This window comes from Pseudomonas baetica (genome assembly GCF_019733355.1).
Classification (GTDB): domain Bacteria; phylum Pseudomonadota; class Gammaproteobacteria; order Pseudomonadales; family Pseudomonadaceae; genus Aquipseudomonas; species Aquipseudomonas baetica_A.
The window spans coordinates 133,980-149,174 of record NZ_JAIHLQ010000018.1; the positions used below are offsets into that span (position 1 = coordinate 133,980).

Genomic DNA, 15,195 nt, shown 5'->3' on the forward strand with positions numbered 1-15,195 from the left:
CAGCCCGAGCGGACTTCATGGCGTTGCCGACCTTACGGATCATTGGTTTCATCATCGGCATCTTCCTGATCACGCTGGCCGTTGCCATGGTCGTGCCCATGGCCACCCTGATGATTTTCGAACGCACCAGCGACCTGCCGTCGTTCCTCTGGGCGAGCATGATCACCTTCGTCGCCGGCCTTGCGCTGGTGATTCCCGGCAGGCCGGAACACATTCATCTGCGTCCGAGGGACATGTACCTGCTGACCGTCAGCAGTTGGCTGGTGGTGTGCATCTTCGCTGCGCTGCCGTTTCTGCTGACGCAGCACATCAGCTATACCGACACGTTTTTCGAAAGCATGTCCGGCATCACCGCCACCGGCGCGACCGTGCTTAGCGGCCTGGACACCATGTCTCCCGGCATCCTGATATGGCGCTCGCTGCTGCACTGGCTCGGCGGTATCGGCTTCATTGGTATGGCGGTAGCGATTCTGCCGCTGCTACGCATCGGTGGCATGCGGCTGTTCCAGACCGAATCCTCGGACCGCTCGGAAAAGGTCATGCCCCGCTCGCACATGGTGGCGCGGTTGATCGTGGCCGCCTACGTCGGCATCACCGTTCTCGGCAGCCTGGCGTTATGGTGGGCCGGTATGAGCCCTTTCGATGCGATCAACCATGCCATGTCGGCGATCTCGACAGGTGGGTTCTCGACCTCCGATCAATCCTTGGCGAAATGGACGCAACCCGCCGTTCATTGGGTCGTGGTGGTGATCATGATCCTCGGCAGTCTGCCGTTCACCCTATATGTGGCGACATTGCGCGGCAACCGCCGGGCACTGATCAAGGATCAGCAGGTGCAAGGTTTGCTCGGCATGTTGCTGGTGACCTGGCTGGTGCTCGCGACCTGGTACTGGTGGACCACCAACCTGCACTGGCTCGACGCATTGCGCCATGTGGCGCTGAACGTGACGTCGGTGGTGACCACCACCGGTTTTGCCCTTGGCGACTACAGCCTGTGGGGCAACTTCTCGCTGATGCTGTTTTTCTATCTGGGTTTTGTCGGCGGTTGTTCCGGGTCGACGGCGGGCGGGATCAAGATTTTCCGTTTCCAGGTCGCCTACATTCTGCTCAAGGCCAACCTTAACCAGTTGATTCACCCGCGCGCAGTGATCAAGCAGAAGTACAACGGTCACCGCCTCGACGAAGAAATCGTGCGTTCGATTCTGACCTTTTCGTTCTTCTTCGCCATCACCATCTGCGTGATCGCCCTGATGCTATCGCTGCTCGGTGTCGACTGGATGACGGCGCTGACCGGCGCGGCCAGTACCGTGTCCGGCGTTGGCCCGGGCCTTGGCGAAACCATCGGCCCGGCGGGCAACTTTGCGACTTTGCCGGATGCGGCCAAGTGGATTCTTTCGTTCGGCATGCTGCTTGGCCGACTGGAAATCATTACGGTGTTTGTGCTGTGTATTCCGGCCTTTTGGCGTCACTGACCGCATTCGGCGCCTGCAACAGCCGCGCCCGATAATCGCCGGGCGTGGTGTCGAACCAGCGGCGGAACGCGCGGAAGAAGTTGCTCGGATCGGCGAAACCCAACAGATAGGCGATTTCCAACAAGGTCATGCTCGGTTGCGCCAGATACTGTTCGGCCAGTTCGCGGCGTGTGTCGTCGAGCAATTGCTGAAAACTCGTGCCCTCCTCCTGCAACCGACGCTGCAAAGTGCGCTGCGACAAGTGCAAGGTCTGTGCGACGGTATCGCGCTTGGGTTCGCCCTGAGGCAGCAAACGGCAGAGCACCTGGCGGGCCTTGTGGGTCACGCGACTTTCGGAAAACCGCGCCAGGTACTCTCCGGCAAACCGGTCATGCAACAGCGCCATCGCCTCGTTGGCGGTGGGCAACGGCGATTCCATGTCGGCACGTTCGAAGATCAACGCGTCGTAAGGCGCGTTGAACATCAGCGGCGCATGGAAGGCTTGTTTGTAGGGCTGCAGATCAGCCGGTTGATCGCCCTGCACCAGCACTTTGACCGGGTGCAGCGTGCGCCCGGTCAGCCAGCCACACAGGGCCAACGCACAGGCCAGCGAAGCTTCGGCGCTTTGCCGGGTCGGCGGCAGATGATCGCCGTGCACGGTCAGAATCAGCGCATAACCTTCTTCAAGCAAACGAAAACTCAGGTCGGCACTTTCGGCGATGATGCGCTGATAACGCACCAATCGCTGAAAACCTTCGGCCAGGGTATTACTCGACATCAGCGCATAACCGGCGACATGAAACGAGGCCGGCCGCACCACTTTGCCCATGTTCAGGCCGATCGCCGGGTTACCGGACAGCTCGACAGCCCGTTGCCAGAGTCGGGTCATGGAGTCTTGCGGGAAGCGCGCATCCGGATCATCCAGGGCGGTGTAATCGAGCCCCAATTGCTTGAACAGAACCCGGCAATCCAGGCCGTCCATCTCCAATGCTTTGACAATCCCCATCGCCCAGCTTGCAGAAGTCGTTCGTTCGCTCATGGCGTTATTCTTTTACATGATGGGCCGCCTGTTACGGCCCTATTTGCGAAGGATACTAAAGTGGCGCCGATTGTCACTGGCCCACCTCCATGATCACTCTAGACTCAAATAGGCTTCCCGCAGAACAACTCGTCGCCAGAACAATAAACACAGAGATCGCGGTCGTGGAAAACATCAAACATTTCAACAGTTTCGCCGAGTTCTATCCGTACTACCTCAGCGAACACAACAACAGCACCTGTCGTCGCCTGCATTTCATCGGCACGACACTGGTGATTTTTATTCTCGCGCTGACCATCGCCAAAGGTGCATGGCTACTGTTGCTGGCCCTGCCGCTGGCCGGATACAGCTTTGCCTGGGCCGGGCATTTCTTCTTCGAAAAGAACCGCCCGGCGACGTTTCAACATCCGTTCTACAGCTTGCTTGGCGACTTTGTCATGTACCGCGACATGATTCTGGGGCGCGTGGCGTTCTGAAAAAAGAAACAGTGAGGATGGCCGATGAACAACAACGCGCGCTTCACCCATATGAAGGACGGCACGCAGGAAGACTGGGCGGTCATCGCTGCAGATTTCAGTGCCTACACCAGACAGTTGCCGTCACGGATCATGACGCACCTGAAATTGCTCGAAGGTGACTTCGGCGGTTTTCCGGTGGATCGCCTGACGCACTCGCTGCAAACCGCGACCCGCGCTTTTCGTGACGGACGTGACGAGGAATACGTGGTGTGCGCGTTGTTACATGACATCGGTGACACCCTCGGCTCTTACAACCATCCGGACATTGCGGCAGCGATCCTCAAGCCGTTCGTCAGTGCCGAAAACCTGTGGATGGTCGAGAAGCACGGGGTGTTTCAGGGGTACTACTTCTTTCATCACTTGGGCATGGATCGACACTTGCGCGAGCAGTTCAAGGAGCATCCGCAGTTTCAGGCAACCGCCGAATTCTGCGCCAAGTACGATGCGGCGGCATTTGACCCAGCCTATGAAACCCTGCCGCTCAGCTTCTTCGAACCGATGATGGAGCGATTGTTCGCCGAGCCGAAGCACTCGATTTACAAGGCCGCGATGCAAGAACACGCCCCAGCCTGAGAACACCACAAACCAGTGTGGGAGCGAGCTGGCTGGCGAATGCGCAGTGTCAGACGACTCTACGTTGCCTGATGTGTTGCCTTCGCGAGCAAGCTCGCTCCCAGGTGGTTCTCTGTCGTTCAGGCCAATTCGGCAACTTTTGCAGCCTTGAGCTGGGCCTCTCGCGCCTGCGCATCCGCCAATCGATACAACTCGATCGTGCCATCCCAGTGCTCGATCAGCGCCGTGCACGACTCCACCCAATCGCCGCAATTGAGGTAATCCACCTCCCCCACCTTACGGATCTCGGCATGGTGAATGTGCCCACAGACCACGCCATGCAACTCGCGTTTGACACATTCATGGGCGATCGCTTCTTCAAAGTCACTGATGAAACTCACCGCCGTCTTCACCTTGTGTTTCAGATACGCCGATAGCGACCAGTAACCGTAGCCATACCGGGCGCGCCAGTGATTGAGCCAGCGATTGAGCGTCAGGGTGAATTCGTAGGCAGAGTCGCCGAGAAAGGCCAGCCAGCGGTGGTAACGGGTAATCACATCGAACTGGTCACCGTGAATCACCAGCAAATGCCGACCATCGGCCGTGACATGCACCGCCTCATCGACCAACTGAATGTTGCCCAGAATCAGCTTCGAATAGCGGCGCAAGAACTCATCGTGGTTACCGGTGACGTAGATCACTTCCGTGCCGCGTTTGCTCATGGTCAGCAGGCGGCGGATCACGTTGGTGTGCGCCTGTGGCCAGTACATGCCGCCGCGCAGTTTCCAGCCGTCGATGATGTCGCCGACCAGGTAAATCTTGTCGGCATGGTAGCCCTTGAGAAATTGCGACAAGTGCTCGGCCTGGCAATCGCGCGTGCCTAGATGCACGTCGGAAATCCACAGGGTTCGTACCCGTTGTTTACGGCTGGGTTTGGCGAGCTCGGCGCTGGTCATGGGCAACCCTCTGCGATGTTTTCGCCAGAGTGCGCCCGTCCGGTTAATCGACCATGACAGGCGCGAGTCAGTCCTGTGACAGCGCACCCCGAATGCGACGGTGTAGACTGACGCCCTGCCCGGAGACCTGCCATGCGTCCGATCCTCACCCTGCGTCAGTACACCCGCGACCTGATCGTCCACAGCCACGACCACGCTCAATTGGTCTTCGGGTTGTCCGGCGCGCTGGATTTCGAGGTCGAGGGCTGCGGCAGCCAAGTGCGTCAGCAAAGTTTTGTGGTGGTCCCGTCTGGTGCCCATCACGCCTGCGACAGTCCGGGCGGCAGTCGTTGTCTGGTGATGGACATTCCTGACGGGCAATGGCTGACCGATTCGCTAGGGGAACATGCCGACGCCAGTCGCCGTTTGCTCGACCAGACTGCGCGATTATCGCTGGATTCGGGGCAGAGCCAACTGGTCAGTTGGCTGGCCAGCAGTCCGGTCAGCGATCCACTGATCGCTCAGCAAGGCGCGGTGTTGCTGCTGGCCAGCCTGAATCACGCGCAACCCGCCGAACTCAGAGCCCGCCGCCTGCCTTATGCGGCGCTCGACAGACACATCGAGCAATACGCCGCCTACCCACTTCAAGTCGCCGATCTGGCGCGGGTCGCCGGGTTGTCCAGCGCACGCCTGCATGCACGCTTCATGGCCGAATGCGGGCAGACGCCGATGGATTACATCCGCAGTCGTCGACTGCACCTGGCAGTGCAGATGCTGCGTGACACGGGACTGCCCATCGGCGAAATCGCCAGTCGCGTCGGCTACAGCTCGCAGAGTGCTTTCTCGGCCGTCGTCCTGCGAGAGTTCGGCTCATCTCCCGGCCAACTGCGGCGCGACTCCTACAACAAAAGACGCTAGTTTGCCGACAGACTTGTTGGCCGAGACACGGTTCAATAGGTCAATGAATTTGTGTTTGGATCAAGGATTGCAATGACTCCGCGTACCGCCCTCGGCGCTCTGCATATTGGTGCTTTGATGTTCGGCCTGACCGGCGTGTTCGGCAAGCTCGCCGCCGCATCGCCCGCCGTTATCGTCTTCGGACGTGCTGCTTTCGCCGTGCTCGCCTTGGCGTTTTTCGCCCGCTTCGCCAGCCAGAGTGGCTGGCAGAAACTTCAAGCCGTCGACTGGCGCCGTCTCGCTCTTAGCGGCGTGTTGCTGGCCGGGCACTGGGTGAGTTTTTTCATCGCCGTAAAAGTCGCCGGCGTTGCGATCGCCACGTTGGGCTTCGCGAGTTTTCCGGCATTTACGGTGATTCTTGAGGGACTGATCTTCCGCGAACGCATCCGCGCCAATGAAATAGTGTTAGTGGTGCTGGTCAGCATTGGTTTGGTGCTCGTGACCCCAGCGTTCGATCTGGCGAGCGGTGCAACCACCGGTTTGCTTTGGGCGGTCTTATCGGGGCTGTTGTTTTCCCTGCTGTCGCTGACCAACCGGGCCAGCTCCGGGCGTATCCCGGCGGTGCAAGCGGCGCTGTGTCAGAACGTGGTGGTGGCACTGTGTTTGCTGCCGGTCGCGGCACCGCAACTGAGCGAAGTCAGCGCGCTGGACTGGCTATGGATCGCCCTGCTCGGGGTGTTCTGCACCGGTGTCGCCCACAGCCTGTTCGTCGCCAGTCTGGCGGTGATCAAGGCGCGCACGGCGGCTGTGGTATTTGCGATGGAACCGGTTTACGGCATCACCATGGCCTGGCTGCTGTTCAATGAAAACCCGACGCTACGCATGCTCATCGGCGGCGCGCTGATCATCGTGGCTATCGTGGTGTCTGCTCGCATGTCCGGCCATGCCGACAAAAAAACCGTGGCCGCCGAGGCTGCCTCTCACTGAGTACGGTCGTTGTGGCCGAGGTCGCGGTCAGGATCAATCTGATCGCGAACCCGTTGCTTCAGCACCTTGGCTTCGGGGAAACCGCCGTCCGCCTTGCGCTCCCAGATCTGCACGCCGTCGCAAGTGATGTGAAACACCCCGCCGGTGCCAGGCACCAATGACACTTTGCCCAGATCATCGCCGAAGGTGCTGAGCAACTCTTGCGCCAGCCACGCGGCGCGCAGAAGCCATTGGCATTGGGTGCAATAGGTGATGACAACTTCTGCTTTTGCGACAGTCATGTTCGTTGAAACTCCTGAGACGAGGGCGCCGCTATAATAGACGGCTTTATTGCTTGCCCAGAGACTCACAATGCGCCGTCTGCTGTTCTGCCTGCTGCTTGGTTTCCTGCCCCTGTTCGTCCTCGCCAGCGTCCATGCCAGTGAGTCACCACGGCCAAAAGTCGGCCTGGTGCTGTCCGGCGGCGCCGCTCGCGGTCTCGCGCATATCGGCGTGCTCAAGGCACTTGAAGAGCAAGGCATCAAGATCGATGCGATTGCCGGCACCAGCATGGGCGCGGTGGTCGGCGGGCTATACGCCTCTGGCTACAAGATTGATGAGCTGGAAAAACTCGCGCTGCAGATCGACTGGCAGCAGGCACTCTCCGATGCGCCACCCCGGGAAGATGTGCCGTTCCGGCGAAAACAGGATGACCGAGATTTTCTGGTGAAACAGAAACTCAGTTTCCGCGACGACGGCAGCCTCGGTCTGCCCTTGGGCGTGATTCAGGGCCAGAATCTGTCGCTGCTGCTGGAAAGCCTGTTGGCCCACACCAGCGATACCCGCGACTTCGACAAACTGCCGATCCCGTTCCGCGCCGTGGCCACCGACATCGCCAATGGTGAAAAAGTAGTGTTCCGCAAAGGTCACCTGCCTCAGGTGATCCGCGCCAGCATGTCGATCCCGGCCGTGTTCGCACCGGTCGAACTGGATGGTCGTCTGCTGGTGGACGGCGGCATGACTGACAATATCCCGCTCGATGTGGCACGGGAAATGGGGGTCGACGTGGCGATCGTGGTCGACATCGGTACGCCGCTGCGCAACCGCAAGCAACTGAACACCGTGGTCGACGTACTCAACCAGTCGATCACCCTGATGACCCGACGCAACTCGGAAGAGCAACTGGCAGTGCTTAAACCTTCAGATGTGCTGATCCAGCCTGCGTTGGCTGCGTTTGGCGTCACTGATTTCGGCAAAGCCCAAGAGATGATCGACGCTGGCTACCGCGCGACCAGAATTCTCGACGCGCGCCTTGCCGTGCTCAAACCCAACGAACCGCAGGACGCCGAACTCAACGCCGCACGCTCGCCGGGTCAACGCACGCCGATCATCACCGCGATCAAAGTCGAGAACAACTCGAAAGTCGACGACGATGTGATCCGCTACTACATCCGCCAACACATCGGCGAGCCTCTGGATCTGGGGCGATTGCATTCGGACATGGGCACCTTGTACGGCCTCGACTACTTCGAGCAAGTGCAATACCGCGTGGTACACAAGGGCCAGGATCACACCTTGGTGATCAGCGCCCGTGGCAAACGCAGCGGCACCGATTACCTCAGGGTCGGCCTGAACCTGTCGGACGACATGCGCGGCGACAGCGCCTTCAACCTCGGTGCCAGTTATCGCATCAACGGTATCAACCGCCTCGGCGCCGAATGGCTGACCCGCGCGCAGTTCGGCGATAAACAGGAACTGTACAGCGAGTTCTATCAGCCACTGGACGTCGGCTCGCGCTACTTCATCGCCCCCTCGGTGGTGTTCGAAGCACAGAACGTCGATGCGGTGCTCGACAATGATCCGATCGCCCAGTACCGCGTCGAGCGCTACGGTATGGCCCTGAACGTCGGTCGACAGATTGGCAACAACGGTGAAGTGCGTTTCGGCGTCGGCGAGGCCTGGGGCAAGGCCGACGTGCGCATTGGCGATCAGGACCTGCCGAGTGAAAGTTTCAACGAGGGCTTCTATTCGCTCAAGTATTCCTATGATTCGCTGGACAACGTTTACTACCCCCATGAGGGCAAGGACGTCAGCCTGACGCTGCTGCAATTCGAACCGAGCCTGGGCTCGGATACGCGTTACCGGCAGTGGGAATTCAAACTCGACAAAGCCATGAGCCGCGGGCCGGATACGCTGATTCTGGGAGGTCGCTATGGCCGCACCCTCGACGACACCAACGTCGTGACGTCGAGCTTCCTGCTCGGTGGGGCGCGGCAATTGTCGGGGTTCCGCGAGGACTCGATTTCCGGGCAGAACGTCAGTCTGATGCGGGCGGTGTATTACCGCCGGCTGACACCGCGCTCGTATCTGCCGCTGGACTTCCCGCTGTATGCCGGGGCTTCGCTTGAACGCGGACGGGCATGGAACAACGACAACGAATTCGACAGTGGCTACATCAATGCGGCAAGCGTGTTCATCGGTTTCGATACGCCGCTGGGACCGTTGAATTTCAGTTATGGATTGAATGATGCGAATGAGCAGGCGGTGTATTTGAATCTGGGGCAGACGTTCTGATTCTCAAAGATTGATGGCGCCTGAAGGGCCGACTTCGCGAACAAGCCGCTCCCACACTGGTTTTGTGAACACGAGCCCAATGTGGAAAGCGGGCTTGCTCGCGAAGGCGTCAAAACAATCACCCCATCAACACACTTGGTCTCAGATCAACGAATCCCCGCCAACAACGTCCGGGCCGTTTGTTTCAACGGTTCATCCCCGTCCTTGAGCAACTCGCTGAGCAACGCGATCGCACTGTCAATGTCACCGTCATCGATGCAGGTCTGCGCCTGTTCGAGTTTCCCGGCACTGGCTGCCTCGACGGGCTCCGACATGTGCAAATCCAGTGGTTCCAGTGCCGGTGACGGCTCTGGATCGCCAAACTCATCGAGAAAGTCATCGTCCAGCGGCTGCGCGTCCGACTCGGGGATCCACTCAAGCTCCGCTTCCTCGGCGGTTTCAGTCTCTGGCAACTCGAAATCCTGCGGCAACACTTGCAGGCTGGAGCCGAATGCAGATTTGCTGGTGGATGGCGGCGGCACCGAACGGGTGTCCTCGAGATCCCAACTGGAATCCATCGACAACTGATCCAGATTCAATTGGAAATCATCCTCCAGCACTGCTGGTTCGGGCGCGGCGCTGGCAACCAACGGGGCGGCTGCAGAGACCGGCGCAGGGCTCTCCAGCGCCGGATAGCGGGCACGGACATCCTGCAATTGTCGAGCGTCAAGGCCTAGCTCGCGCAAATTGCTTTCGTGCTGCTCGTACGCGGCACTATCGCCCTGCTGCCCCAGCACTTCCAGCAATTGCAAACTGAGATCGATGCGATCCGGCTCCTTGTGCAAAGCGTCGCGCAACAGTCCAACTGCTTCGCCGAGTCGGCCATAGGCCAGGTAAATGCCCACCGCCTCCAGCACATTATCCGCAGCTGGCTCATTACGATGCTCGGCAGAGACATGAGCCCTGAAAGGTTCAGTGTTTGCGGGTGCGTCCTGAACAAACTCATTGCTCAACGGCGCCAGAGGCACCAGCGGCAGCGCCACATCGCCCTGTCCCTGTTGCTGTCTTCGACGCAGGATGAACAACACAGCCAATGCCCCCAGCAATAGCAGCAGCCCTCCCAGCAATGGCCAGTTCAAACCGTCATCTGTGGACTCGACCGGTGCAGCAACCGGAGCCGGGGACACGACAGGTGCTGGCGGGGCCTTTTGCAGCTCGGCCATGCGGGTTTGCAGATCACTGATCTGCTTCTTGCCTTCGGCAATTTGCACATCTTGTGTTTGCAGTCTGGCGTTCAATTCGTCGATGGTCTTTTGCGACTGCTGGTTCTGCAGCACGCTCGCCGCCAGTTGCTCGGCCAGTGCATCGTTGACCGGCGCCGTTGCCGTTGCTGGCACAGGCGCACTTTCGCGCTTGCCCTGGGCTGCCTGCGTCGGTGCGGTGACCGGTTCGACAGTGGGAAATGCAGAGGATTGCGCGCGCGGATCCGGCTCATCAGTGGCCGGGACAATACCGGGCGAGCCCGGCGGATCGATCAGCACCGTGTACTCGCGCAGCAAGCGGCCATTGGGCTGATTGAGCTGTACCAGAAAATCCAGAAACGGCTCGTTGACGGGTTTGCTGGAGGTCACACGGATCATCTGGCGGTTGCCATGCAGGATCGGCGTGAACTTGAGGTTGTTGAGAAAGAACACCCGCTCAACCCCAGCGCGACCGAATTCGTCTGCCGAGGCCAGACTCACTGAAAGATCGCTTTGGGTCAGACCGCCGACATCAACCAAGGCGATATCCGCCTTGAGCGGCTGATTGAGGGCTGAATGAACGGTGATATCACCCAGCCCCAAGGCCAGCGACCAGGTCGAATAGCCGAACACGCCTGCGACCAAAAGCCCTTTAGCGCAAACGCGCAGTACCATGTGCCAACTTGCGAGCATGAGCATCCCTTAAATAAGCAAAACCGACTTCTATGCGTTCGCACATCCGGTACGAACACGATATTGCCCAGTAGTTCTTATAGTCTGCTCAGCGCGATCTCTCAAAAAAACGGCACGAGGTTATGCCTCAAGACTTTTCCAGGTTGGCCAGAATATGACCGTGCACGCGCATGCACACCTTCAAATCCGCCTCGTCGACGCCTTCGAACAATTCGTGACGCAGTTGGGTGGCAATGGTTTCGATTTGTTCGATCAACGGCAGGGCCGGTGCGCAGAGGACAATTTTTTTCGCTCGGCGGTCTTCCATCACGGACTGGCGTTGCACCAGCCCCTGGCTTTCCAGACTATCGAGCAAGCGTGCGAGGGTCGGCCCTTCGACGCCCACGCTTTGCGCCAGCTCACGCTGGGTCGGGGCATCGTCGAAGCGCGCCAGATGCAGCAGCACCAGCCAGCGCGCCTGAGACAGACCGAGGCCCGCCAGCCGGCGGTCCAGTTCGGCACGCCAGCCACGAGACATCTGGGCCAGTTGCATGCCAAAGCGGTGTTGATCGGTTAACGGCATAAAACACTCATGATTAGACTGAAGTAATAGAGAAAAACTAATTATTAGTCAGCTAAGCATGAGCTGCAGCTATAGGCAAGTGGCGCTCTGAACTGAATCGTTACAACTGTATGGCGCTTGGCGTAATCGCCGTCTTACATTTCAAACTCAGATTGCAGCGCAGCCCGCACGCAGTAAAGGACGCCTTCCGGTACGCGACCGGCAAACAACTCGGCGATCTCGGCGACCGACGGCAACTCGCCCTCACCGTCAAGGAACGCATCCTGCACTTCGCCCATCAGATCTTCGGGCAAGTCCAGCGCCTGCTCCAGCGACAACTGTTGCTTGCCAATGGCCTCGGCCAGCATGGCGTACACGTTCTTTTCCGAGCACTGCAACTGACCGGCAATCTGCATCGGCGTCATGCCGGCGCGGGCCAGAGTGATCAGTTCGTGGCGCACGTCGGCCACCGCTTTCGGCGCCTCGACCTCGCCGCCGAGCACTTCGAGGAAGGCCTCGCCGTAACGTTCCAGTTTGCGTGCACCGACACCACTGACCCGGGCCATTTCCGCCAGCGAAGTGGGTTGGCTGCGCAGCATTTCCAACAGTGTCGAGTCGGGAAAAATGACGTACGGCGGCACACCATGCTCTTCGGCCAGTTTGCGCCGCAGGGCGCGCAGGGCTTCCCACTGCTCGCGCTCTTCGCCGCGCACCAGTTGGCTGGCCGGGCTCTTGCTGACGGTTTTGGCGGTGACTTGCGGTTTCAGGTCGCGGCGCAGCTCCAGGGTGACTTCGCCCTTGAGCAGCGGTCGGCAACTGTCGTTCAGACGCAGACCGCCATAGCCTTCGTGGTCGACATCGGCCAGACCACGCGCCACCAATTGCCGGAACAACGAGCGCCATTCACTTTCGCTCAGCGCCTTGCCGACGCCGTAGACCGACAGATGCTGATGGCCGAAGCTACGGATTTTTTCGTTGTCCTTGCCCAGCAACACATCGACCAGATGACCCACGCCATAACGCTGGCCAGTGCGAAAAATTGCCGACAACGCCTGACGCGCAGGCTCAGTGGCATCCCAGGTCTGCACACCGTCGACACAGTTGTCGCAATGACCGCAAGGCTGCGGCATGTCTTCATCGAAATACGCCAGCAGGGTTTGACGCCGGCAGCGGGTTTCTTCGCAAAGCGAGAGCATCGCGTCGAGCTTGTGCTGCTCAAGACGCTTGTGGCGCTCATCGCCTTCGGAGTTTTGCAGCATCTGCTTGAGCATTACCACGTCTTGCAGACCGTAGGCCATCCACGCATCCGCTGGCAGGCCGTCACGACCGCCGCGACCGGTTTCCTGGTAGTAAGCCTCAAGGGATTTCGGCAGATCGAGGTGGGCAACGAAACGTACGTTGGGCTTGTCGATGCCCATGCCGAACGCCACGGTGGCGACCATGATCAACCCCTCCTCATTGAGGAAGCGCTTCTGATTGAACGCACGCAGTTCGTTGGGCAGGCCGGCGTGATACGGCAGCGCCGGGAAGCCCTGCTCGCTCAAAAATGCCGCGACCTCCTCGACCTTCTTGCGCGACAGGCAATAGACAATGCCGGCGTCGCTGCGCCGCTCGGCCAGGAACGCCAGCAACTGCTTGCGCGGCTGCTCCTTGGGCACGATGCGGTAAAAGATGTTCGGTCGGTCGAAGCTCGACAGAAAGCGCTCGGCGTTCTGCAAATGCAGGCGAGTGACGATTTCTTCGCGGGTGCGTTTGTCGGCGGTGGCGGTCAGCGCGATGCGCGGCACATCGGGAAACATTTGCGCCAGTTGGCCCAGTTGCAGGTATTCCGGGCGAAAGTCGTGGCCCCATTGCGATACACAGTGGGCTTCGTCGATGGCGAACAGGGCAATATTCAAGCCTTGCAAGAACGACAACATGCGCGGCTGCACCAGACGCTCGGGCGCCAGGTACAACATCTTCACTTCGCCGCGCTTGATACGCGCCGCCAGATCACGCTGCTGCTCGGCGTTCAAGGTGGAGTTCAGCGCAGCGGCGGCCACACCCAGTTCGTCAAGGGTGGCGACCTGATCGTCCATCAAGGCGATCAGCGGCGAGACCACCACCGCCAGGCCATCGCGCAACAGCGCGGGCACCTGGAAGCACAAGGACTTGCCGCCACCGGTAGGCATCAGCACCAGCGCATCACCGCCGCTGGCCACGCGCTCAATGATTGCACCCTGACGGCCACGGAAACTGTCGTAGCCGAAGATGTCCTTGAGGACGCGTTGAGCCTGTTCGAGCATAAAAACTCCAAAAATCTACCGAAACATCCCTGCGCAGGCTGGTTCAAGACAGCCAGGGCTGCTTAAACAAAACGTAAGGGCTCGTTGCATGACGGCCGCAATACGGACAGGGATCGCAAAACGCGGCAGTATACCCGAGCACTCCCTCGCACAGGGCGCCGCTGATAAGACTCCGCCAATTAGGGCAAATCTGCCTTGCGGCTGGCTTGAGCGCGCAAGAAGGCCTAGAATTCCCGCATTATTGATTCCCCAAGGTAGCAACGTAATGTCCTTCGCTGAGCAACTGACCCGCCTGCAAGTCTTCCTCGACGCCGACGAGCTGCACGACGAGGCGCTGGATTACGTGGCCGCCCACGGTTACCTGACCGCGCTGTCGATCTGCTCCGAAGAAGTGTCGGAGCGTGAATGGATCGACGCCCTGTTCGCCGAAGAGCCGCATTACAGCAGCGACGCCCAGCGCGAAGAAATCGAAGCCACCCTGATCGGCCTCAAGGCGCACATCGCCCGTCAACTGGCGTCCGACGAAGAGTTCGAACTGCCCTGCGAACTGGATCTGGGCGAAGAGCCGGACGATTCCGAACTGCGCGGCTGGTGCATCGGTTTCATGGAAGGCGTGTTCATGCGTGAAGCGGCCTGGTTCGAAACCGCCGAAGAAGAAGTCAGCGAAATGCTCCTGCCGATCATGGTCGGTTCGGGCCTGTTCGACGAACAGCCAGAGTTCGAAGACATCGCCAAGGACGCCAACCTGATGGACGACATGATCGTGCAGATCCCGGAAGCCCTGACTGCGCTGTACCTGCTGTGCCAGGCACCCGACGAAAAACCGGCGATCCTCAAGCCACGTCACCACTAAGATCCGGCCTATGGACAACCCCATAGGCAACCGCCCCCTGATGTTGCGCTACATCTTGCTGGCCATCGGCTGGCTCAGCGTGGCATTGGGGGTGATCGGGATTTTCCTGCCTGTCCTGCCTACCACCCCTTTTCTCCTGCTCGCGGCGGCGTGTTTCGCCCGCAGCTCTCCGCGTTTCTATCGTTGGCTGGTAGAACACCCGCGCCTTGGCCCATGGATACGTGACTATCTCGATGGCAACGGCATTCCGCTCAAAGGCAAGGTCTACGCAATCGGGCTGATGTGGGCGAGCATTCTGTTTTCCTGCTATCTGGTGCCGTTGGTGTTGGCGCGTGGGTTCATGCTGACCAGTGCCGTGTTGGTGACGGTTTATATCTGGCGGCAGAAGACGCTGCCAAAAAACTGAATCGAAAACGCCTTCCCAGCCTTGCCGTTCGTCGAAAAGCACTGCGCACCTGTTAGATCTGACAGGTGCGCCCTTCCCGCAATCGGCGTTCAATCTCTCCAGTCCCCTTCTCGACCGGAGTCGCCCCCCATGTCCGCCAATGACCAGCCCGATGACAACCAGACGTTGATCCTCAAGGAACTCGACATCCCCGGTCGCACCGGCCCGATATCCGAGAATCCGGACGTGTATGGCATCAACCTGGCCGCCGCGCAGGACAATTTCC

Annotated in this window: 14 protein-coding genes; 8 read left to right on the plus strand and 6 right to left on the minus strand. The window is 59.6% G+C overall.

Annotated elements, in window-relative coordinates; all coding sequences use genetic code 11:
- Window positions 1–17 precede the first annotated feature (17 nt).
- Window positions 18–1,472, plus strand: coding sequence for a TrkH family potassium uptake protein (locus tag K5E40_RS18215; RefSeq protein ID WP_221732030.1), 1,455 nt, complete (start codon window positions 18–20; stop codon window positions 1,470–1,472).
- Here the strand turns inward: K5E40_RS18215 and K5E40_RS18220 are convergent.
- On the minus strand, window positions 1,429–2,490 hold the full coding sequence (locus tag K5E40_RS18220; RefSeq protein ID WP_221732031.1) for an AraC family transcriptional regulator: 1,062 nt from the start codon (window positions 2,488–2,490) through the stop codon (window positions 1,429–1,431). The genes K5E40_RS18215 and K5E40_RS18220 overlap by 44 nt on opposite strands.
- Window positions 2,491–2,654: 164 nt before the next feature.
- Between K5E40_RS18220 and K5E40_RS18225 the strand changes: the two genes are divergently transcribed.
- Both K5E40_RS18225 and K5E40_RS18230 read left to right on the plus strand, forming a co-directional pair.
- Window positions 2,655–2,966: a DUF962 domain-containing protein gene (locus tag K5E40_RS18225; RefSeq protein ID WP_221732032.1), complete on the plus strand. Its 312-nt coding sequence runs from the start codon at window positions 2,655–2,657 to the stop codon at window positions 2,964–2,966.
- 24 nt (window positions 2,967–2,990) lie between these two features.
- The gene (locus K5E40_RS18230; RefSeq protein WP_221732033.1) at window positions 2,991–3,581 is read left to right on the plus strand and encodes an HD domain-containing protein; all 591 of its coding nucleotides are present in this window, start codon (window positions 2,991–2,993) and stop codon (window positions 3,579–3,581) included.
- A 119-nt stretch (window positions 3,582–3,700) separates the two neighbouring features.
- Here K5E40_RS18230 and K5E40_RS18235 read toward each other — a convergent pair whose 3' ends face one another.
- Window positions 3,701–4,516 (minus strand): UDP-2,3-diacylglucosamine diphosphatase, encoded by an 816-nt coding sequence (locus K5E40_RS18235; RefSeq protein ID WP_047600027.1) that lies wholly within the window; start codon window positions 4,514–4,516, stop codon window positions 3,701–3,703.
- A gap of 132 nt (window positions 4,517–4,648) precedes the next feature.
- Here K5E40_RS18235 and K5E40_RS18240 point away from each other — a divergent pair, with 132 nt between their 5' ends.
- Both K5E40_RS18240 and K5E40_RS18245 read left to right on the plus strand, forming a co-directional pair.
- Complete coding sequence (locus K5E40_RS18240) at window positions 4,649–5,413, plus strand: AraC family transcriptional regulator (RefSeq protein WP_221732034.1); 765 nt, start codon at window positions 4,649–4,651, stop codon at window positions 5,411–5,413.
- A 72-nt stretch (window positions 5,414–5,485) separates the two neighbouring features.
- Window positions 5,486–6,379 carry a DMT family transporter gene (locus K5E40_RS18245; protein ID WP_221732035.1) on the plus strand — a complete coding sequence of 298 codons (894 nt, stop codon included), beginning with the start codon at window positions 5,486–5,488 and terminating at the stop codon, window positions 6,377–6,379.
- On the opposite strand, the gene K5E40_RS18250 is transcribed toward K5E40_RS18245, so the two are convergent.
- On the minus strand, window positions 6,373–6,660 hold the full coding sequence (locus tag K5E40_RS18250) for a SelT/SelW/SelH family protein (protein ID WP_093442622.1): 288 nt from the start codon (window positions 6,658–6,660) through the stop codon (window positions 6,373–6,375). The genes K5E40_RS18245 and K5E40_RS18250 overlap by 7 nt on opposite strands.
- A gap of 70 nt (window positions 6,661–6,730) precedes the next feature.
- On the opposite strand from K5E40_RS18250, the gene K5E40_RS18255 reads away from it, so the two are divergent.
- Window positions 6,731–8,932: a patatin-like phospholipase family protein gene (locus K5E40_RS18255; RefSeq protein WP_221732036.1), complete on the plus strand. Its 2,202-nt coding sequence runs from the start codon at window positions 6,731–6,733 to the stop codon at window positions 8,930–8,932.
- A 146-nt stretch (window positions 8,933–9,078) separates the two neighbouring features.
- Here K5E40_RS18255 and K5E40_RS18260 read toward each other — a convergent pair whose 3' ends face one another.
- From K5E40_RS18260 to recQ, 3 genes are all read right to left on the minus strand, one after another.
- Entirely contained in the window at window positions 9,079–10,845 is a 1,767-nt protein-coding gene (locus tag K5E40_RS18260) for a FimV/HubP family polar landmark protein (RefSeq protein ID WP_221732037.1), read from the minus strand.
- A 127-nt stretch (window positions 10,846–10,972) separates the two neighbouring features.
- A complete protein-coding gene (locus K5E40_RS18265) occupies window positions 10,973–11,407 on the minus strand; it encodes a MarR family transcriptional regulator (protein WP_221732038.1) in 435 nt (144 codons plus the stop codon).
- A gap of 134 nt (window positions 11,408–11,541) precedes the next feature.
- Window positions 11,542–13,671: a DNA helicase RecQ gene (gene recQ / locus K5E40_RS18270; protein WP_221732039.1), complete on the minus strand. Its 2,130-nt coding sequence runs from the start codon at window positions 13,669–13,671 to the stop codon at window positions 11,542–11,544.
- A 265-nt stretch (window positions 13,672–13,936) separates the two neighbouring features.
- Here recQ and K5E40_RS18275 point away from each other — a divergent pair, with 265 nt between their 5' ends.
- Complete coding sequence (locus K5E40_RS18275; RefSeq protein WP_221732040.1) at window positions 13,937–14,524, plus strand: YecA family protein; 588 nt, start codon at window positions 13,937–13,939, stop codon at window positions 14,522–14,524.
- 10 nt (window positions 14,525–14,534) lie between these two features.
- Window positions 14,535–14,930, plus strand: a complete 396-nt coding sequence (locus K5E40_RS18280) for a YbaN family protein (RefSeq protein ID WP_221732041.1) — start codon at window positions 14,535–14,537, stop codon at window positions 14,928–14,930.
- Window positions 14,931–15,195: the final 265 nt, after the last annotated feature.